The 20,195-nt window shown below is 58.4% G+C and carries 13 protein-coding genes and 1 pseudogene; 8 read left to right on the forward strand and 6 right to left on the reverse strand.

Features of this window, described 5'->3' with window-relative positions:
• The first annotated feature begins 8 nt into the window (after positions 1-8).
• A complete protein-coding gene (locus KYT97_RS20520; RefSeq protein WP_219110571.1) occupies positions 9-689 on the forward strand; it encodes an NUDIX hydrolase in 681 nt (226 codons plus the stop codon).
• Positions 690-817: 128 nt separating this feature from the next.
• Here the strand turns inward: KYT97_RS20520 and KYT97_RS20525 are convergent.
• Positions 818-3,886 (reverse strand): annotated as a pseudogene (locus KYT97_RS20525) (DEAD/DEAH box helicase); the annotation flags it as partial.
• A 114-nt stretch (positions 3,887-4,000) separates the two neighbouring features.
• On the opposite strand from KYT97_RS20525, the gene KYT97_RS20530 reads away from it, so the two are divergent.
• Complete coding sequence (locus KYT97_RS20530) at positions 4,001-6,652, forward strand: DEAD/DEAH box helicase (protein WP_219110573.1); 2,652 nt, start codon at positions 4,001-4,003, stop codon at positions 6,650-6,652.
• Positions 6,653-6,782: 130 nt separating this feature from the next.
• Here the strand turns inward: KYT97_RS20530 and KYT97_RS20535 are convergent, their stop codons facing one another.
• From KYT97_RS20535 to KYT97_RS20545, 3 genes are all read right to left on the reverse strand, one after another.
• Positions 6,783-7,073: a hypothetical protein gene (locus tag KYT97_RS20535; protein ID WP_219110575.1), complete on the reverse strand. Its 291-nt coding sequence runs from the start codon at positions 7,071-7,073 to the stop codon at positions 6,783-6,785.
• 385 nt (positions 7,074-7,458) lie between these two features.
• On the reverse strand, positions 7,459-8,298 hold the full coding sequence (locus KYT97_RS20540; protein WP_219110576.1) for a hypothetical protein: 840 nt from the start codon (positions 8,296-8,298) through the stop codon (positions 7,459-7,461).
• Positions 8,299-8,336: 38 nt separating this feature from the next.
• Positions 8,337-9,218 (reverse strand): ribonuclease H family protein, encoded by an 882-nt coding sequence (locus tag KYT97_RS20545; RefSeq protein WP_219110578.1) that lies wholly within the window; start codon positions 9,216-9,218, stop codon positions 8,337-8,339.
• Between the two features lie 178 nt (positions 9,219-9,396).
• On the opposite strand from KYT97_RS20545, the gene KYT97_RS20550 reads away from it, so the two are divergent.
• The 6 genes from KYT97_RS20550 to KYT97_RS20575 all read left to right on the forward strand — a co-directional run bounded on the left by KYT97_RS20550 (position 9,397) and on the right by KYT97_RS20575 (position 17,141).
• Positions 9,397-11,481 (forward strand): helix-turn-helix transcriptional regulator, encoded by a 2,085-nt coding sequence (locus tag KYT97_RS20550; protein ID WP_219110579.1) that lies wholly within the window; start codon positions 9,397-9,399, stop codon positions 11,479-11,481.
• Between the two features lies 1 nt (position 11,482).
• Positions 11,483-13,096, forward strand: a complete 1,614-nt coding sequence (locus KYT97_RS20555) for a class I SAM-dependent DNA methyltransferase (protein WP_219110581.1) — start codon at positions 11,483-11,485, stop codon at positions 13,094-13,096.
• The gene (locus tag KYT97_RS20560) at positions 13,093-14,307 is read left to right on the forward strand and encodes a restriction endonuclease subunit S (RefSeq protein WP_219110583.1); all 1,215 of its coding nucleotides are present in this window, start codon (positions 13,093-13,095) and stop codon (positions 14,305-14,307) included. The genes KYT97_RS20555 and KYT97_RS20560 overlap by 4 nt, the downstream gene beginning before the upstream one ends.
• Positions 14,304-14,777 (forward strand): DUF6508 domain-containing protein, encoded by a 474-nt coding sequence (locus KYT97_RS20565; protein WP_219110585.1) that lies wholly within the window; start codon positions 14,304-14,306, stop codon positions 14,775-14,777. Before KYT97_RS20560 ends, KYT97_RS20565 begins: the two co-directional genes overlap by 4 nt.
• Positions 14,778-14,792: 15 nt before the next feature.
• The gene (locus KYT97_RS20570) at positions 14,793-15,728 is read left to right on the forward strand and encodes a hypothetical protein (protein WP_219110587.1); all 936 of its coding nucleotides are present in this window, start codon (positions 14,793-14,795) and stop codon (positions 15,726-15,728) included.
• Between the two features lie 96 nt (positions 15,729-15,824).
• Positions 15,825-17,141, forward strand: coding sequence for an AAA family ATPase (locus KYT97_RS20575; protein ID WP_219110589.1), 1,317 nt, complete (start codon positions 15,825-15,827; stop codon positions 17,139-17,141).
• 1,568 nt (positions 17,142-18,709) lie between these two features.
• Here KYT97_RS20575 and KYT97_RS20580 read toward each other — a convergent pair.
• Together KYT97_RS20580 and KYT97_RS20585 are read right to left on the reverse strand one after the other, a co-directional pair.
• The gene (locus tag KYT97_RS20580; RefSeq protein WP_219110591.1) at positions 18,710-19,333 is read right to left on the reverse strand and encodes a DUF4352 domain-containing protein; all 624 of its coding nucleotides are present in this window, start codon (positions 19,331-19,333) and stop codon (positions 18,710-18,712) included.
• Positions 19,334-19,390: 57 nt separating this feature from the next.
• Complete coding sequence (locus KYT97_RS20585; protein WP_219110593.1) at positions 19,391-19,984, reverse strand: hypothetical protein; 594 nt, start codon at positions 19,982-19,984, stop codon at positions 19,391-19,393.
• Positions 19,985-20,195 lie beyond the last annotated feature (211 nt).

Consider the following 20,195-nt stretch of genomic DNA (forward strand, 5'->3'; position numbering starts at 1 on the left):
ATGCAAGAGTGAATGAATGGACAGATTCGAAAGGCAAGTCTCTCGGGGACTACACGCGTCCCTCGGTGGCGGTGGATGTTGCAGTGCTGACCTACTCCGGCGGCGCACTGCAGGTGTTGGTGGTCGAGCATCGTCGTGGTTCGTTGGCGTTACCGGGGACCTTCCTGCACGAGGGCGAACTACTCACCGACGCGGCCGAACGGGCACTGCGCACCAAGGCAGGGCTGGTCGATACACAGTTTCATCAGCTGGCGATGTTCGATGATCCCGCCCGCGACGAGCGGGGTTGGGTTCTCTCGATGGCCCACACCGCCGTCGTACCTGCCACAGATCTCCCTACCAGTGCCATCCTCGTGGGCGTGTCCAATGGGAAGGTCGACCAGGAGTTGGCGTTCGATCATGCCGACATGGTGCGTCTAGCAGTCGAGGATCTGCGGTCAAGGTATGCGGCGCAAGTCGACCCCGCTGGTCTGCTGGGTGACTCGTTCACCGTGCTCGAGTTGCGTCAACTCTACGAGGTGGTGTTCGATCGCGAATTGCAGAAGGACGCATTCCGGAGGTATGTCATCGAGGCGCTCGAGAGTACGGGGGAGATGTCGAACCCGGGTAACGGTCGCCCTGCCGAGATGTTCCGCAGGAAAGGCGAGGGGCGACTTCCTGCGCAAGCGTCGGTGTTGCTGACCGGATAGCGATAGCGTTCAGACACGAAACCCAATCCGAAAGGTTATGCGAGGGAGGGACGATCGGGCATCCTTCCGATCTACTCCCCGCTGTTTCGCCTTGGGATAGCGTCCACACTGGAGTCTCCGGAAACTCAGGCCAAGACGAGGTCGACGCACCGGCGTTCGACTTCCTTGGTTTCTTTGGCGTGGATTGGCGCGGTAGCGGGCAGGTCGGCTTTCTTCGATCATCCCATGGGGAGTACGAGAGCCGCGGTCAGGATGAGCGGCGGTTTGGTGGACATGAGGGCCTGTTGGTCGAGAAGTTCCAGGCGCTGACGCAGGCGGTAGTCGAGTTCGACGGCCTTACGGTTCAGGCTTTCTGACGATTCCTTGGGCTTGTCGCCCGTTTGCTCCTTCTCCGCCGCGACTGCGGCATCGAGGAGGAGTCTTTCCGTCTCGCTTTGAAGGCGTTTGGTGACGAGTTCGCGGGTTTTGTGCAGCTCAGCTGCTCGCTGGGGTTGAACCTCGGCGAGGTACTCGGGGAGCTGCTGGGAGATGATCCAGCTCGCCGCTTTATCTTCCGCGTCGGATAGCCAGGGGAGCGAGCGTGCGGTGGTGACAGCCGGCACGTCAGGAGCCGCCGCACAGTCCAGATACGGTGCCGGTCCGGCTGGTGTGACGGTGCCGTAGTGATCGACAAAGGCGTACCCGAAACGGCGAGCCACCGAAGACCCGGTCGCGTCAGCGACTTCCTCGATCACTCCGACGAGCAGTTGTGGCTCCTCCAGGGTGGAGGACACCAGCACGGTGCCGGCGGTGAGAGCGCCGCCGAATTGTCGGAGTGCTTCGTCCATGACCGCGTCGTGCAGCGGGTGGCCAGGAGCGAGCAGATCCGCGCGGCCGAGGTCACCCGGTTGGACATGGGGCAGATCGAAGGTAACCCGGCCGTAGCGGGTTGCGATAGGGCCGTGCTTGCTAGCACGGAGATGGGCGGGCACATTGGAGATTTCGTAGCGGCCCTTTTCCCGTTTGGCGATGCGCCCACCGAGCCTGGTGAAGGCGGCCTTGAACGCCAGCTCGATGTAGTGCGGCTGAAGCCGGCGGGCGCGGGCATCGTCCATCGCAGCTCGGAGCGCGGCGAGGTCGGAGTCGGCGAGATGCTCGGAAGCGAGGGCGCGTTCGTCGAGCAGCTCTTTGAGTCCGTCGCCGACCGAGCGGTCGATGACCTCGTGCATCTTGGCTTTTACTTCAGGCTGCTCGCCATACTGGATGGCATTCATCAGCAGATCGCGCAGGGGAGTATCGGCGAACGCCTCACCGAGCACGTCGAACACCTTGCCGCCATAAGCTTTTCGCTGCTCCTCAATCTTTCCGAGCAGCCTCGTAAAGACTGCACCTTCGCGGGTGTTAGCTGCGACGAGGTTCCACAGTCGGCAGACCTCTTCCTGGCCGATGCGATGGATGCGGCCGAAGCGTTGCTCGATGCGGTTCGGATTCCACGGCAGGTCGTAGTTGACCATCAGGTGCGCAGCCTGAAGGTTGAGGCCTTCACCCGCGGCGTCGGTGGCGAGCAGGATCTGGCAGGCGTGGTTCGTGGTGAATTCTTCGGTGATCTGGCGGCGTTCGCCGCGGCGAACACCGCCGTGGATGGCTTTGACAGTATCGGGGCGACCGAGGAGGGAACCGATCCTGGCTTGGAGGTAGTCGAGGGTGTCTCGGTGTTCGGTGAAGATGATGAACTTGCGGGGCCACCCGTTGCGGTCGGTGGTGAGGGCGTGGTCCTGCAGGATCGTGGACAGTTCGGTCCACTTGCGGTCGGTTCCGGCGTCGCGAACTTGTTTGGCGAGTCGTGTCAGGTCGGCGAGTTCGAGTAGTTCGGTGTTCAGTTCCTCCACGGTCTGGGCGGCTGTCGCGGCGTCGAGGAGTTCTTCTTCGAATTCTTCGATCTCGTCGGCGTTGTAGTCGTCGGTGTCGAGGGCTGCCAGATCGAGGCTCGGTTCCGCCTCGGTGTAGGTGCCGTTGAGGATGTCCTGTTTCTTGCGTTCGAGTCGTTCGGTGCGGCGAACCAGACTTTTGTAGATCGCTTCGGGACTGGAGGCGAGCCGGCGTTGGAGGACGGTGAGGGCGAACCCGACGGTGTTCTTTCGTTTTCCGCCGACGCGTTCGGCGCGGTTCATTCCTTCGCGGACGTAGGAGGTGACCTGTTCGTAGAGGTCGTATTCGATCGAGGTCAGTTCGTACGGGACGGTCTCGGCGATGCGCTCGGGAAAGAGTTTCTTACCCTCGAAGGTGAGCAGGTCTTCCTTGACCATTCGGCGCATGATGCCGCTGGTATCGGCGGTGACTTTGTTTTTACCTTCGAACCGGTCTTTGTCGAGCAGGGTGAGGAACAGTTGAAAGTCCTCTTCCTTCCCGGAGTGCGGGGTTGCCGTCATCAACAACAGGTGACGAGTGACTTCGCCGAGTGCTTCACCGAGCAGGAACCTTTTGGTTTTGTTCAACTTCCCGCCGAAGTAGTGGGCTCCCATGCGGTGTGCCTCGTCGACGATCACAAGGTCCCATTCAGTTTCCTTGAGCTGATCCTGCAATTGTTCGTTGCGGGAAAGTTGGTCCATCCGAGCGATCAACAGCGGATTGGAGTCGAAGACGTTGAGATTGATATTGGCGTCGATCAACTGATTCGTCAGCAGATCGAACCGGAGCCCGAACTTGAAGAACAACTCGTCCTGCCACTGCTCGACGAGCCCGCCCGGAGCGACGATCAGACATTTACGAACGTCGTCGCGCAGGATCAGCTCCTTGATGTAGAGCCCGGCCATGATCGTCTTGCCGGCGCCGGGGTCGTCAGCGAGGAGAAACCGCAGCGGAGTGCGCGGAAGCAACTCCCCGTAGACCGCTCTGATCTGGTGAGGGAGCGGCTGGACGTCGCTGGTAGCGACGGCGAGCATGGGGTCGAACAAGCCGGCGAGGCTGATGCGTTGCGCTTCGGCGACGAGTTTGAAGTCCGAGGCCGAGGCATCGAAGGGGCGGCTGCCGGTCTGCGCGATGTCGAGCTGAGCTTCGTTCTTCCGAAAAATGACCTGTTGACCGAGCCCGCCGACGGTCGTCTTGTAGGTCAGCTCGAGAGCATCCGCGCCGTGCCACTGCACCGCGATCACAGTGACCACTTCGGCGGGAATCAGCCCCTGTAGGCGTAACCCCGGCCTCAGTTCTTCGAGCTGCACGTTGAACCTCCTGATCGACAGTTGGTTAACGCTAGCGGAGTGCGACAAAGCGGATCATCGCACCAGCAGCGCCGGGCTATTGTTCTGAGCAAAAACGACTCGGTGGTCAGGGCGATGGAACGAAACGACAAACAACAACTACGGGTAATTACCGCTGAAGTCTCGACCTGGATCAACCAGGCGAACACTGCGCGGGAACACCGCGCAACGATCGAGCCCGCAGCCCGAAGTGCTGTTAGTGCGCTGCGCGGTTCAGTTGTATCAGTGAACCGGAACGGAGCGGCGCTCTGTCGGGTTCTCCCGCTGCGGACGTCCGACGAGGTTTTGCTCGGAAAGCTGGCAACCGACACCGCCCTCACACCGCTCACCGTCGCTGAAGAGCGATTGCTGCAGGTGCTCCAGATCGACGCGGCCGCTGCTATCAAAGAGGTACGTGAGAATTCGGGCCTTCGTCGGTTCGTTCGGGGCTCCAAGAAACGTGCCGCAGGTCGTAGTGCTGCTGATTTTTTGGTGGAGTATCGAGACGGGGCAGTCAATGCTGATGTGACGGGCATCCTCGCCCGCCTGGCCGGGCCGAGTGTGCCCGAGCGGGTTAATACTGCGGAGGCGTTGTCTGATCGGGTGGGCCTGGTAGCGCGGTTGAGCGACTTCGGTCACTGCAGCGAAATCCTCGGAGCTGCTGCAGCGGCAGAGTTACCGGCGGCAATCGTCGTTCTCGAACAGGCTCTCAAGGACGAGACCATCTCGCGTAGCCAGGCTGAGAACGCCGGAAACGAAGTCCGCCGCGCGGAGACACAAGCGTTGTTGGCCGAGATGCCGGTAGAGCGACTCAAAGAAGCAACTCGTGATCGCCTTCGCGTCAACGCTCTCATCGATGCCGGCATCACGACTGTTCAGGACGTCTTGGAGCTCGGTCACCGGCTCGAGCAGCTACCCGGGATCGGCGGTACGACCGCCACTCGAATCCGCGGCGCAGCCCAGACACTTCGGCAGACGACGTACGACGAGATGCCGACGAGGATCGACATCAAGAACAGAACAGCCTCGACGACGGAGTTCCTTCGTTGTCTCTCGGCGTGGGATGCCACGCGGAAGATCAAGGGGGCGACGGCTGATCTCGCCCGCGTCGAAGAACTCGCCCCGCTGGCGCGTGCAATTGGCCGCGATGTCCGCCATCTTGTCCTGTTCGCGGAAAACACCACGACCTTCACCGATCTCCAAGTCGATATCGATGCGGTCATCGACCGCGCTCAGCTCGTGGCGGGAGCAACCAATGCAGCAGGGACAGCTGATCCGTGGGACGACTTCCTCACACGACCCGCCGACTACTTTGCGCTGCTCGCCGAACTCGGATTCATCACCGAAGACGAAGAAAAGACCCACGGTGACCTCCCCGACGACGTCATCGAGGCGGTCCGCGCCCTGGAACTGGACACCGAATACCTTTCCGCGTCCCTGCGCGGTTATCAGAGTTTCGGAGCCCGGTTCGCCCTCGTCCAACGAAAAGTCATTATCGGAGACGAGATGGGGCTCGGGAAAACCATCGAGGCGCTCGCCGTGCTCGCCCACCTGCGGTCGAAGGGCTCTCACCACACCGTGGTCATCTGCCCCGCCGCGGTCGTGACCAACTGGATCCGAGAGATCTCGTCCAAGTCTCGGCTGCGTCCCCACCGCGTCCACGGCCCCGGGCGGGAAGGTGCCGCTCAGAACTGGATACGCAACGGCGGCGTCGCTGTGACAACGTTCGAAACTCTGGCATGGTTCGACGTCCACGTCACAACCATCTCCGACTTGGGTTGTGTAATCGTGGATGAGGCGCATTACATCAAGAACCCGGACACGCTTCGTTCACTACGCACCACCCGACTCCTTGACTCGGTGGAGCGCGCGATCCTCCTGACCGGCACACCGCTGGAGAACCGCATCGACGAGTTCCGAAATCTCGTCGGCTACCTTCGGCCCGAGCTTGTGGTCGATGCCACCGAACTGACTCCCCGCCTGTTCCGGAAGCAAGTCGCCCCCGCTTACCTTCGCCGCAATCAGGAGGACGTGCTCACCGAGCTGCCGGATCTGGTCGAGGTCGAGGAATGGCTCCCGCTTTCGACCGCTGATGCAAGCGCTTACCGGGATGCCGTGGCGGCGGGGAACTTTATGGCGATGCGCCAGGCCGCGATGTCCCAGGGAAAGCGATCACAAAAGATGGAGCGGCTCCTCGAAATTGTTGCGGAAGCCGAGGAAAACGGCCGACGAGTGATCGTGTTCTCCCACTTCCGAGGAGTGCTCGAGCAAATTGTTCTCGCGTTGCCGGGCAAGGTATTCGGGCCGTTGACCGGTTCCGTCCCGGCAGCGACGCGGCAGACGATGGTCGATCAGTTTTCCGCGGCCGGTCATGGCGCAGCTTTGGTGTCGCAGATCGTGGCTGGCGGTGTGGGTCTGAACATTCAAGCAGCGTCGGTGGTGGTGATCTGTGAGCCGCAACTCAAACCCACTACCGAATGGCAGGCCATCGCGAGAGCACGCCGTATGGGGCAGCTGGAATCCGTTCAGGTTCACCGGCTTCTCACAGAAGAGGGGGTTGACCCGCGCATCACCGAGATTCTGGCGCGGAAGCGTGAGGTGTTCGACGAGTTCGCCCGGGTCAGTGATACCGCGCAGAGCGCGCCGGAGGCTTTCGACATCTCGGAAGCCGAACTCGCGCGGGATGTTGTCGCCGCTGAGCGTGAGCGCTTGTTCTCCGCTCCGCAGCTCGATAACCCGGCCAGCTGATTAGTCCGCGGAAGCCAGCGACGAAGATTCAGCAAACCTGTCGACGGATTCGAAAGCAGGAGTGAGCATCCAGTTCGGTCCGGGAGCGGCCCATGCCCCAGATGGATGGGTGCACGTGCGCGCGTTGTGATCAGGAGTTGCTGTGCTTGGCGATTGTCGCCCGCTTGGCTGCGGCGAACTCCTCCGCGTCGAGCAAACCTTGGCTTTGCAGGTTCGCAATCTGCTGCAGCTCCTCGGCGAGGCCGCCGGCGGGCGTGGCGGCAGGCGCGAGCTGCGGGGCGTGATGGACGATGACCTGTGGCCGTTTCGAATCGGCGATCTTGCGCTGCAATTCGTTGATCCGCGGCAACGCCTGACTATGAAGCACCTTCTGCAGCGGAAGGCAGTTAGACAGCGTCCAAGGGTCGTCGGCCGTGACCATGCCCGCTGTTGTACTCGATGTTCGTGATGTCGGCGTAGGGGGAAGGTGGTAACCCGTCCGCCGCCGAGTGAACCGGTCATGAACCCGGCGATGCCGCCGACCTTGGCGATGATCAGTCGATCTTCGAAAGCGGCGAGGAATCCGGCAGAGCCGTTGTTGAGGATGAACCACGGCAATTCTCTAAGGTCGGCATGATCGGTATCGACACTGTTCCGGTGCGCGGCGAGGTCTAGTCCTGCTTGAGCGGTTGCGCCGTGTTGCTGGGTTGCGTTCTCGGCTTCGTGTGTGCGGATGGCGTCCCGGACGTCAGTCGAGAATCCGGTCGAGATTGGGAAGTCGACATAGTGGCAGACGAACTCGATCTCGAAAACAGAATGCGTGGATCTCACTTCGGTGAGTGCGGATACAGGTGTTGGAAGTTCGCGCGGTTCTCGTGCAATGTACTCAGATCCTCGACCGTTTGAGCAGTTCCCGCGACGTGGGACAGAAGGCCGATCGCCAGCCCTTCGGGACATGATGGGTGCAAGGCGAATTGAATGAACGTCAGATGATGCTCACTTGGCTCCGTCGACCGTATATATCGAGCGGTCTCGGCTTCGATCATGCTTGTAAAGACTTCGGTGGGCAGATGCGGCCGCTCGAGCAGGTCGGGTATCGATGATTCCATCGTGGACACCGCGAGAAGGATGTCGTCGGAACATGCGGGATTCTGTAGCGCGAGTGAGCGGACATCGTCGCCGGGATACTCAAGGGCAATCCACCCGATCAACGAGGAATTTCCGGACTCGGCTGCGCACGTCAGGGCACAGTGTCGTTCGAGCGAGACATAGACGTGCGAATACGGCAGCCTGCCAACGGGCACGGGTTGAGAGTCGATTTCGCATCCGAAGTTGCTGGTGTGCAGCGATTCCGCGACGATTGCTTCGGCCCGGTTCAAGGGCACGCCGAATCGGGCGTGGATTTCCTCGCTCGAGTGCGGGCGGAGATAAGTGAGGATCTGGTCGAGAGCGTCGAAAAGGCGTTCCTCGGACCACGTCACGTCGCACCGAATGACTGCATTCATTCCGATGCATCCGTCGATCGTCATTGCGCGGAGTTCGACGACACAGTCGTTGAGGAGTGTTGCGGTGCAACCGCTTCCGAATATGCTCGCGCGGAGAGTTGTGCTGTTGTAGACCAAGAATCCTGCGGCTAGGTAGTGCTCGGACCAGCTGTGCTCGGACACGGTTACTCCATTGGAATCGTCAGGGAAGTGGAATGTACTCAGGCTGCGAAAGCCACACTGCGCAGTGGTGCGACAATCTCGTTTGCGATTGCGACTTGCACGCTGGCCGGCACAGCGGCTTCGTGATTGCGGCGGGCGGCCACAGCAAGTCGATCAGCGGTTTCATTGAGCGGATGTCCGGAATGCCCTTTGATCCATGAGAATGTGATCGATCGGCCAACCATCAGTCGATGAATCCGGTCGACAATGACAGATTCTTCACCGGACAGTTCGCGGAGGGGAGCGCCGGGTTTGCGCGTGACTGCTGCGATCGCGTCGCGACTGTCGGAGAGAATGCGCAGTTTTCGGTTCTGGAAACTCGACAGCGCAAGCTCGATGGCAAGGAGTTCTCCTGCAAGAACGGACTTCACCAACGGAAGCATCTTCTGTCTCCGGATGCCGTCCTCACTGACACAGGCGATTCCTACACCGCTGCGACGAAGGGATTTCGAGGCGTCGGTGGCAACAGTCAGGGGAGGCAGACTTGCAATGCGTGTGATCTCCTGTGCTTCGAATTCTTCCTGAAGTCTGCGGACAAGCAGGCCGATCTGGTTGGCGGCTTCCACCAGCGCGCACAGAAGGGGCCCGCGAGCGGTTTCGATGAGTTCGAGTGAGGGAAACGAACCTGAGGCAGTTGTCAGCTCACCGCGCAGGCCGGCGTCACTGACATGGAGCACGGCGGTGCTATTGCTGGACCGTAGAACACCGAGAAGATGTTCGACCGCATCGAGTCCAACGCCGTACCGCACCTGGGTGGAGGTGCCTTCTCGTCGGAAGAGTGCAGTCTGTGGAACATCGAGATTGTCGAACCACGTCAGTGCTGCGCACGTGAAGCGCTGTCCCGCGGCACCTGACTTACGAATGTGAATTGCGGCGATCATGCTGGTCTCCCATCGGCTCGGTGTTGGAAGCCAGCATGCATCGCAGTTGACAAGAATCAGAAGAAAGTTTTGATAAGGGGGGATATCACGCATAAGTTGGACAAGAAATCGCGGTCGACTAGTTTTAATCTGTCCGTTGTGACGTTCGCTGCAACAGTAACGAAGGAGTGTGACAACGATGCTCGAATCAGCTTTGGGGGCACGGCTCCTTCTCTCCAAGCCTGACATCGCCGCGCTGGCCAAGGTGCAACGTCCTGTTGTCACGATGTGGATTGCTCGCAACAAGTCAGCTATGTTTCCGTTTCCGTCTCCCGTTGCAGGGGGTCAAGGAAATGAAGTTTTCGACGCTGCCGAAGTTGTCGAATGGATCAGTCGACGAGGTTTGGGGAATAACGACTCGTTGCACGAAGATCTCGCGATGTATGCGGCACTGGAGCACGAATCTGACCTCGACGCGGACACCGTTTTCGATGGACTTACAGCATTGTTGTGTCTGAAGTCGACGCTCGATTGCCAGTTGGATGAACTTTCGTCCGCCGACCTGCTTGATGAGGTAGATGAACTGGACCCTGACGATGAGTACATGTACTCGGAGATCGAGGCGTTCGGTGAGCAGTTGGCTACGTTCGCGTGGTTCGTGGACCGCATGACCGATGCGTCCTTCGGTCCGGTCCGAGCATTTGAAACGCTTGTGGCACAGAAACTTCGACGGCGGAAGAGTAGCTTCTCCGAGACCGCTTTGACCCAAAGCGCATTGAATTTGGTCGCCCGGGTGGGTGCATCGTTGGTGGAGGACGAACGAACTCGCTTTGTTGATCCGTCCACTGGCGGTAGCGACCTGATGGTGGCGTTGCGCCGAGCGCTACCTGAAACCATGTCGCCGGTTGCTCTGTACAGCGGTGCCGATACTGCCGAATCGCGAATGAAGTTGCGCAGGCTCGCAGTGCACGAGTGGCACAGCCAAAAGGTCGACCACGACGGGTTCGATCAAGACTTCACTGTTCCAGGTCCGGCATTGTTTCTCGCCCAGTATCCATCGCCTACCGCGGTGGCATACTCCGATGTAGAGATTCTGTCCGCAATCGACAATATCGCGATGCAGATGAACGATAGTCATCGAGCGGTGATCATCGCTCCCGCAGCAGTTCTCGTCGAACCGTTGCGTCGTCCAGATGCAGCACGGCTGCGCTCGGATTTGCTACGTTCCGACCGGGTCAGAGCAGTGGTTCGCTTGCCTGAGGGTTTGGTGGTCTCGCGACCAGGACAACCCATGGCATTGTGGGTACTCGCCTCGGCGCACGCCGACGTCAAGCCGGTTGATCGGTGGACCGTGATCGCGGATCTCGGTGCAACCGAACTTGATGATCAGGCGATTGAGGGTGTGGTGTCGGATGTTTCGGCGGCAATGGGATCCTGGCATTCGATCCGCGCGCATGCGTTCTATTTCGGCGTCATCGCCAAGACTTCGGTTCTACTCGCTGACGATGCCCGCGGGCTGAAGGTTCGGAGACAGCGAGATCACCGAATCCGAACGTCAGGAGCAGAGGCTGCCGGTCGGGTACTGGAGTTGACGGATTCGTTGAATGTCATCGGACGGCGTGTTTCCGCCAGCGTATCGGTTGCCGTGGAGTACTCGGAATCATTCTCGCAGAACTCAGTTTTGGTGGCAGATCTGATTGCACGTGGCGAGATCAAGATCGTTCCAGGCAACAGAGTCGACGATTCGGACATTGCAGGAGGTGGAGACATTCGGGTGATCGGAAGTGATGAAGTACTGGCGCGCTGCAAATTGGGTGAGCGAACGATTGACCGCCTTGCATTCACTCATCAGAACCCGAGTGGGCGGTACACCGAACCTGGCGACGTGGTCTTCTGCACGAGTCCGGCTTTTGGTGTCCTGGTTGATGCCGAGGGTTCGTCTGTGGTGATCTGGCCGGCACGGATACTCAGGGTCATCGATCCGTGTTCTTCGGGACTGATTCCGGAACTCGTTGCGCGTTACCTAATTTCACAGCAGAGCGGAAGTCGTCCAACCAGTGCCATCAGGTCGGGAGCCAGGTGGAGGTCGTGGATGCTCCCGCGAGTATCGCCCGAGGACGTTCATCAGGCGCTTTCCACGCTGGAGGAGTTACGCGAGCGGCGAAGGGCCGCCGTCGAGTTGATCGAAACGATAGATACCTTGACAACGACATTGGCGGACGGCGTGGCGCACGGTGCGCTGACTGTCGTTTCGCCGAACGTGCAACACACTGAGAGAGGCTGACATGCCACCCAAGAAGAAATCTGTTGTCGGCGCGCCGTCAACGATGAAGGAACTGAAGGATACGTTGTGGAAAGCCGCAGACAAGCTGCGCGGATCAATGGATGCGTCGCAGTACAAAGACGTCATTCTGGGGCTCGTATTCCTCAAGTACGTATCCGATGCCTTCGACGAGCGCCGCGAAGCAATCAAGGCTGAACTTGCCGGCGAAGGCATGACCGAAGATCAGATCGCAACTCTGATCGACGATCAGGACGAGTATCTGGCCGGCGGTGTCTTCTGGGTGCCGGAAACCGCGCGCTGGAAGTATCTTTCCGAGAATTCGAACGGCGTCCAAGGACTCAATGGTGAAGCCGGCAAGACAGCGGGTGAATTGGTTGACGCGGCGATGCGCAACATCATGCTCTCCAACACCACCCTAGCTGGCACTCTTCCAATGATCTTCAATAGCGACAGTCTCGATCAGCGCAGGCTCGGTGAGCTGATCGACTTGTTGAGCGACACTCGTTTCACCGGTCACGGTTCGACGAAGGCTCGCGACTTGCTCGGTGAGGTTTATGAGTACTTTCTCGAAAAGTTCGCTCGTGCTGAAGGCAAGCGAGGCGGCGAGTTCTATACGCCTGCAGGCGTTGTCCGAGTCTTGGTAGAGGTGCTCGAGCCCTACAGTGGACGCGTCTACGACCCGTGCTGTGGGTCGGGTGGCATGTTTGTTCAGACAGAGAAGTTTGTCGAGAGCCACGGCGGAAACCCTGCCGAGGTTTCGGTGTTCGGTCAAGAGGCGAATCAGCGCACCTGGCAGATGGCCAAGATGAACCTCGGTATTCACGGCATCACGGGAAACCTTGGTGATCGCTGGGAAGACACGTTTGTTCAGGACAAACACCCGGACATGTTGGCAGACTTCGTGATGGCCAATCCGCCGTTCAACATCAAAGATTGGGCGCGCAAGGAAGACGACAAGCGTTGGAAGTTCGGCGTCCCGCCAGCTGGTAACGCCAACTATGCCTGGATTCAGCACATCATCTCCAAGCTTGCTGCCAGAGGTAGCGCAGGCGTGGTCATGGCAAATGGCTCGATGTCATCGAATTCGGGCGGTGAAGGAGACATTCGCGCACAGCTCGTCGAGGCCGATCTGGTGTCGTGCATGATTGCTCTGCCCACGCAGTTGTTCCGCAGCACGGGAATCCCAGTGTGCGTGTGGTTCTTCGCCAAGGACAAGAGCGTTGGGCCAAAGGGGTCGATCGATCGCCAAGGCCAGGTTCTGTTCATCGACGCGCGCAATATGGGCACGATGATCGACCGTGCTGAGCGGGCACTTTCGGACGAGGACATCAAGAAGATCGGTACGACCTTCCATTCGTGGAGGGGCGCCAAATCTGCCGAAGGTGTTGAATACCAGGACGAGCCGGGATTTTGCTATTCCGCAACTCTCGCGGAAATCAAGGAAGCGGATTACGCACTTACCCCGGGCCGGTATGTGGGCGCCGCAGCGATCGAAGACGACGGCGAACCGATCGGGGAAAAGATCGAGAGATTGACCTCTGAGCTGCTTGCTCGGTTCGATGAGTCTGATCGGTTGCAGGCGTTGGTTCGCGAGCAGTTGGGGAGGGTGTTGTGAGGACGACAACGCTGGGAGAACTCTGCCGCGAAGGTGGCGGTGGTATTCAAACAGGTCCTTTTGGCAGTCAGTTGCATGCAGCAGACTATGTCTTGGACGGCATTCCGAGTGTCATGCCTCAAAATATCGGTGAAAACACGATTTCCACGGCAGATATCGCCAGGATTACAGCTGTCGACGCAGCGCGACTCTCGAAGTACTTGTTGGCAGAAAACGACATCGTGTATTCACGGCGCGGAGATGTTGAGAAACGTGCGCTGGTTCGAGCAGAACAAGCGGGGTGGCTGTGCGGAACGGGTTGTCTGCGAGTTCGTTTCGGCCCGCAGGCCCAATGCGACCCGAAATTTGTTTCGTACTATCTCGGTACGGAATCGAGCAGGTCGTGGATAAGGCTCCATGCTGTGGGGGCGACCATGCCGAACTTGAATACAGGAATCTTGTCAAACCTGCCGATTTCTCTCCCAACTCTGACAGAGCAGCATGCGATTGCGACTATTCTCGGTGCACTCGATGACAAGATTGCCGCGAATCTGACCCTTCTTGAAACTGCGGATAGCCTGGCATGTGCTCTCTTCCTGCAGGCGCGTCTGGGCTCGCCTGAATCTGAATGCACGTACGAACAGATTGCCGATGTTGGTGGCGGCGGAACCCCACGCACGGCAGTGGCTCAATACTGGGATGGTGATGTTTCGTGGGCCACACCAACTGACGTAACAGCCCTTAATGCTCCATACCTTCGATCGACTAGTCGAATGATTACGGATGATGGATTGGCGAACTGTTCCTCCAGATTATATGAGGCAGGTTCAATTCTAATGACTTCACGTGCCACGATTGGAGCTTTTGCCATTGCGGAGAGCCCAATGGCTGTTAATCAGGGTTTCATCGTGGTCAACGCAAAAGATCCGCGACATCAGTGGTGGCTGTTCCATGAGATGCGATCTCGTGTTCCAGATTTTATATCGCATGCTAATGGCGCCACGTTCTTGGAGTTGCCACGAGGGCGTTTCAAATCCCTGCCCGTACCGTTGCCAGACGACGCCGTCCTCGCTAAGTTTGACGCAGAGGCGGAATCACTTCATTCCGCAGCATCCGGTGCAGACAAGGAATCTCGAAAGCTGAAAGAGATCCGTGACGTTCTTCTCCCGCAACTGATGTCGGGCAAACTTCGGGTTCGTAACGCGGAGAAGGTCGTCGAGGCGGTGCTGTGATAGGTGCGTCGAGTGATGATCCGTTCCTAAGCTTGGATCCAAGGCTTCGAGAGGTTCTGGAAACACTTGCAGTCGAGGATTGGGCAGTGCTTGAGTCTTTGGTTGCTCGGATTCGGGAGCATCCGGGTTCATTCGGTGAATGGGTTCCGCCGCGGCGTATCGACGACAAGCGGATGGCAATGGGATATTGCGTGGCGGGCGAACTGGTTGATGAGGCGTTAAATTTTCTGTACTCGCATGGATTCATCTTGACTGGATTCGATTGGGCCCACTGGGGACACGGGCGCACACTGCTCAACGGTGAAAACAGTTCAGATCTCACTGTTGAAGAGACCCTCGGGCTGATTACGATGATTGTGCGCAGTGATCGTTTCAGTGAAGGCGCATTGCTCCGTGCCTTCGACAGTGGGACGATGCCGAAACTGTTTGCACACCTACTCGACTTCGCAGATATTGCGAAAAATCCCTGAACGCGAAGGAACTCGATGAATATTCGAATTTCTGCAGATCAACTTCATGCGCTACACATGAAGACCGTAGACGCAGCGAAAGAGCTTACCTGCGAAATCGAGTTTGCTTTGGAAGTAGTTCGCGACGGGACGATCGTCGACGGAAATCTCCACCGCCGGATCACCGAATGGAACCAGGCTCTCAAAGAGTTAGCGATTGAGGTGCACGGTGAGGCTCGAATCCCGGGCGGCGGATTAGAGTGGGTGCCTGAGGAAATCGAGCGTCGTCGTGCAGCAGAGACTCGGCGAGAGACAGAGCTCGCCGAGTATCGAAAGGCGCAGGCGGAACTCGCTGCCAAGCAACAGGAGGTTGCCGAACTGGCAGCCAGGCTTGGACTTGGGGACTCGGCTACGAGATCTGACGACAATGCTGTCACCCCTCCAGTGATCTCTCCGTCAAACGTGAAGTCACCGGCCTCTCCGATTTCAAGAAGCGCAGCACCAGCCACGAAAGCCTCCACCGCATCCGTCGTGGTAACACCGACTGTGGTTACGGCACCTCCTGTCACGAAGTTCTCCTCAGCATCAGGTGTTCCGCCGAAACTGCGAGAGTGTGAGGTCTGCAGATCACGAAAAGGACTGCAAGATTTTGCCGGAGGTGCTCGCTGCAAGCAATGCTACTCGGATGAAATGACCGTCCGGAGGGTGCATAACACACTCATTTCCTTCGGTGTGAAACCTTTGGGCGAACGGTCCGGAGGTGAATCGCCGGCATTGGCGCGGATGCGGAAGGAAGGCGAAGACGCGAAATATGCGTTGCTGGCGCGGCGGCAGTCGAGTCGGTCCGCGCCGGTGGCCCCGCGAAAGGCGAATGCGAAACCGGGTCTGGAGATTCGAACTCAGCAGAGTCCGGCGGTGAATAGTTTCAAGACGGAGAAGGGGAAGCTCCAAGACCGGTGGAACAGAAAGTGATCGTGTGTACTCTGGGACTCTTCACTCGTAGGACCGATAGCCTTCGGACCCGGTGGAGTAGTACACGTACTCAACGTGGTGAATAGTGAGTTCTTGATGCAGACATTTGAGTTTCCCGTGGGAGACCATGACCATCTGGCCGGTGAGCAGGACTGCGTTCGGCGCAGTATCGAACTCATCGGCCAGATTTTGTCCGGTGCTGCGCAACGCAATGACAGTGCGGACGCATTTCTCGCGAGGGCTCTGGATTCGCCTTTGCCCATGCTGATTTCCGAGTCTGTCGTGCTTACCGCGTCGACTGCTTTGACGGTATCGGCTGTACTAGGGGAACTCATCGAGCGGCATTGCCCGTTTGTAGGGCCGGGCGAAGGTTCGGATCCGCCGTCATGGCAGCGGGTCAAGATCGACGACGATCTGATTTCGGTTCCGCACACATTGTCGGCTCACTTTGCGGCGGGCACGATTGCCAAGGGTTCGACCGTTGTCCGCATCGGTATCGGTAGCTACCTCGACGATCGGCTGGTGCTGCGCGCATACGCTAACGGTGGAGCGGCAGAAGACGCACGGGCGGTTGTCGATTCCATCATGTCGCACGCTCGTGGTGAGCGAAACTTCCTGCGTGGCAAGGTGCTTCTCGCGAGTTTCGAGAACGGGCTTAAGTTCGACGTCACCGAGCTTTCAGAGTTGGACCGTGCAAGTCTGATTCTGCCGCAGGAGGTGTGGCACGAATTGGATACCAACATTGCATCTCTGACGACACGTGCTGATCTGATGCGTGAACTCGGATTGGGTACTCGGCGCGGTGTGTTGATAGCCGGCCCACCAGGGGTCGGCAAGAGTGCGATCAGTCGGACCATTGCCGCAGAGTTGGTTGGACCCTTCACTGTCATCATTGTCGATGCCAAGACTGCAACGGACGCTCTGCGCGAGGTGTACCGGGAGACAAAGCATCTCGGCCCGAGCGTGATTCTGCTCGAAGACCTTGACCTGTACATCGGAGATCGTCGTCGAGGCAATGCAGGTACGACGCTGGCCGAGTTTTTGTCAGTGCTCGACGGCAGTGAAGAATTCGACGACGTATTGACGTTGGCCTCGACCAACGACCCCGACTCGTTGGACAGCGCCGCGACAAGATCGGCGAGATTCGATTCTATAATTCACCTCGGCTATCCAACGAAGCGCGCAGTCGCACAGATACTTCAGAGGCTTCTCTCTCGTGTGGATTGCAGTTCTGAGATCGACTGCGGTGTGGTTGCAGCTGCCTTGAGTTCGGAGGTATCGGGCGCTGACCTCCGAGAGGTTGTTCGTAGAGCTGTGCTCGAGTACGGATCAGAGCTGACAACCGAGCGACTCCGCCGGGTTATCGAAGACGGGCGTTGGAAAACTGCAGAGTTGACAGGGCAGTACCTCTAATCATGTGCTTGCCAGATCTGGATCCGCGAGATTGACCATTGGTTACTCACACCATGGGCTACCTTCGCGCCTTGTATCGATGCTCCCCGGAATCGGGTGGGCGTGAATTTGATGGTCAATTGCAGGTTTCCGTTGCTGGTTCTGCCGACGTGGCTTGGTCGGCGATCAGGTGCGCGAGACAGTAGTTCCTCATCCTCGTTGTCCGTGCTGCCTTGGGCGTTGCTCGATGCAGGAGAGTCGGAAATGTGCCGGGGCACGACCTTAAGGGCGAAAAGGTATGTAGACCATCGCGTATCGACGGAATTCTCTCAATTGCCGGTGCATGTCTTGGACTCCAGTGATCAGATCGGCACACTTCGACGCGGTGAACACTCGCGATTGTGGAGGCCGACCGAACAAATGCATCTCCAACTTTGCCCGTTTCGTACCAACCAAGATGCGGGCAATCGATGGTCAGACACAACTGACCGTCTGCGGTATCACTGAGCTGAATGAATCGTGGCGACGCGAGTTGTTCGAGCTCAGCACGTATCTGTGCTGGCAATGTGTCCGAGGTGCCTACGAAATAGACGGCAATGGTGAATCCGGGATCGCCGACTGGAACACCATAGAGTCTAAACTCATTCAACGAACCGCCCCCTAGCCGGTTCTGAATCATGATTGGTCGGTTCTGCGCTGGATGCCTCGCATGAGACCGGCTCGGTACTCTTCGAGGCGTCTAAATCGAAGTTCCCGTTCGGGTGTGATTGCGTGATCTGACGATCGTTCGGTATCAAGCAGTTCCGTCACCCGATTGACCTCCGATGTCATTCGAGCAATAGTTGCTTCGGTGGACTCCACTGGCTTTTTGGTAGCCTTGCTTGGAGCTTTCGCCTTCTTCTTTGATGCAGTCGCGGCTGGTTTCTTGGCAGCAGGCTTGCGTGGCGCCAGTTTCACTGAATTGAGTTTCTTTTGTGCAGCCAGAGCCGAACGTCGATGTGACAGTTCTGCATCCGATTCAGAGTCCTCGGAACCACCGATCGGCCTGAGGCCGTGGCTCGCTACGTAAGTGTGTGCTGCGGCAATGACGACCTCGAGCTTCCGGCACCGAGCGCATCGGCGAGGCGTCGACGCATCGACTTTGGTCGTGCTTCCACACCACCTGCATTTTGGGGTGCTGGGTGGGCGATGCTTCGCAAATTCGGGATTGGACCCGGCGATGTCGCGGGCTCCCCACGGTGGGGAGTTGTCGCGAACCGGATTGCCGGTGTGAAGTCGAACGCGCGCCACGTTGTCCTCATCTCAATCGATTTCTGAATATTGCTACTGCACAAGGTCTTCGCGGGACCACAGTCGTCATCGACAGTCAACTGGTAGAGGGGTCAGCGTGCCAGTTGGGTCACGAAGTCTTGTTCGGTGGTAGGCACGTTCCGCCTTCACGTAGTTGTCTGCTGAACAACCTCGACCGATTAGATCACTTTCGTTACTCGTCCAGTCTCAGACGCAGGTGCAGTTGGTAGCTTTCCAGCCGGACGGTATTCGACCATGCAGGTCAAGCGACCGTCCGACTGAAGTGGATCGTCGGGACATTACGTCAGCGATACCCGTGTGCCGCCCGAGAACATGGAATCGTGAAGTTCGATCTCCGCAGGAACTGCATCTGTCGGCATGTCGAAGACCACGCGCATGGTGACAGCGTTTCCGGGATTGATCTCATCCCAAATTGCGACGTCGGTGTCCAAACTGAAAGCTGCTGACGTATCCGCGCTGAACTTACGGCCCTTCGCGTCGTACATTTCCTGATCGCTCGGACTCAGGGATTTCGGCTGGTCGGAAGTGTTCTGGACAGTCATCGTCACGATCACGAACTGTCCCTGGGCCTTCTCCGTAAGGAAGGGATTGTCTCCGAGCGAACTCAGACCGCTCTCGATTTCTGTTACGACAAACTCGAATTTGCCATCACGGACCGGTGTGTTCAGTCCAGGAACGGATGCGGGCGTCGTAGTCACCGCCTGTGGGCTCGCATCGACAGACGCTACCTCGGCCGAGGCGGTCCGGGCTGTGGCAACTTTTGGATCATCTTTGTCGCCCCCATTGCTCATTGCACTGATAACCAGGAGTGCGGCGACGACACCGACTACCCACGGCCACTTCTTCTTTTTCTTGGGGAGCGATACCTGCTGCGGCTGAGAATTGTTCTGGGGAAAGGTCATAGCTGAATCCGTTCGATCGACGTGAAATGTGATGGGGAGTGAAAAGAGTGAAGGGTGTTAGCTGCTGCCGAGAGTCAGACCGACGCCGTCGGCTGCTTCTTCTTCGGTGTACGAGATCCCGCCACGATGCGCGATCTCGACCTCATAGAATTTGCTTCCCCGAGGGACGCCAGAAACGGTGAAAGAGAAGACGCAGTATGAAGATCCGCCTGTGCTGCTGTCAAGAGTTCCTTTGGCAAGTAGCTTTCCAGCTTCGTCAGAGATCTTGACTGCAGCGCCAGGGCTCAGGTCGTCATATCCCTTGGTGCCGACACAGTCGTATCCGCTCGGTGCCGACGCTGTCGTTGCGCCCGACGTCAGGGAGATTGTGCCGGCGATGTCGAAAGTTGAGTCTTGCCCTGAACTCTGGAGTGCTGCGTTGATCCCGAATCCGAGTCCGGCAACGACTGCGGTCGCTACGATCCCCGAAGCCACACCGATAAGAAACGGCTTGCGACTGCCGCCCGACCGGGTCGGCGGACTTGTTGTCGGGTGGGTCGGTTCCGGAAATGCTTCGGCAGTCTGTACGCCTGAATGTAGGACCTCGGTGGGGCGCTGTTCGGTAGTGCCTAGAGGTTCGGTAGTGCCGTGGGCTTCGGTGGGGCCAGTCATAGCGACTCCTGGTTTGTGGATGTTGGGTTGAATCATTACGAAAAGTGCCCGTCATGTATAAATGGATGATTGATAATGGGGGTTATCGAAACCCAAATAGCAAGACCAAATCTGGTGGCTATTGTGGGTGAAGAGTAATAATTGTCGTGTCGATCGGTGTTTGCCGTGGTTGCACGGATATAAAGAGCGCAAAGCGATTTGTCTCGTTGTG

Source organism: Rhodococcus globerulus, from assembly GCF_019334125.1.
Taxonomy (GTDB): domain Bacteria; phylum Actinomycetota; class Actinomycetes; order Mycobacteriales; family Mycobacteriaceae; genus Rhodococcus_F; species Rhodococcus_F globerula.

What these genes read in the sequence shown, in the direction of transcription:
- KYT97_RS20530 (WP_219110573.1), top strand. Translation starts at nt 4,001, where the DNA reads ATGGAACGAAACGACAAACAACAACTACGGGTAATTACCGCTGAAGTC.
- KYT97_RS20535 (WP_219110575.1), bottom strand. Translation starts at nt 7,073, where the DNA reads ATGGTCACGGCCGACGACCCTTGGACGCTGTCTAACTGCCTTCCGCTG.
- KYT97_RS20545 (WP_219110578.1), bottom strand. Translation starts at nt 9,218, where the DNA reads ATGATCGCCGCAATTCACATTCGTAAGTCAGGTGCCGCGGGACAGCGC.
- KYT97_RS20550 (WP_219110579.1), top strand. Translation starts at nt 9,397, where the DNA reads ATGCTCGAATCAGCTTTGGGGGCACGGCTCCTTCTCTCCAAGCCTGAC.
- KYT97_RS20555 (WP_219110581.1), top strand. Translation starts at nt 11,483, where the DNA reads ATGCCACCCAAGAAGAAATCTGTTGTCGGCGCGCCGTCAACGATGAAG.
- KYT97_RS20570 (WP_219110587.1), top strand. Translation starts at nt 14,793, where the DNA reads ATGAATATTCGAATTTCTGCAGATCAACTTCATGCGCTACACATGAAG.
- KYT97_RS20575 (WP_219110589.1), top strand. Translation starts at nt 15,825, where the DNA reads ATGCAGACATTTGAGTTTCCCGTGGGAGACCATGACCATCTGGCCGGT.
- KYT97_RS20580 (WP_219110591.1), bottom strand. Translation starts at nt 19,333, where the DNA reads ATGACCTTTCCCCAGAACAATTCTCAGCCGCAGCAGGTATCGCTCCCC.
- KYT97_RS20585 (WP_219110593.1), bottom strand. Translation starts at nt 19,984, where the DNA reads ATGACTGGCCCCACCGAAGCCCACGGCACTACCGAACCTCTAGGCACT.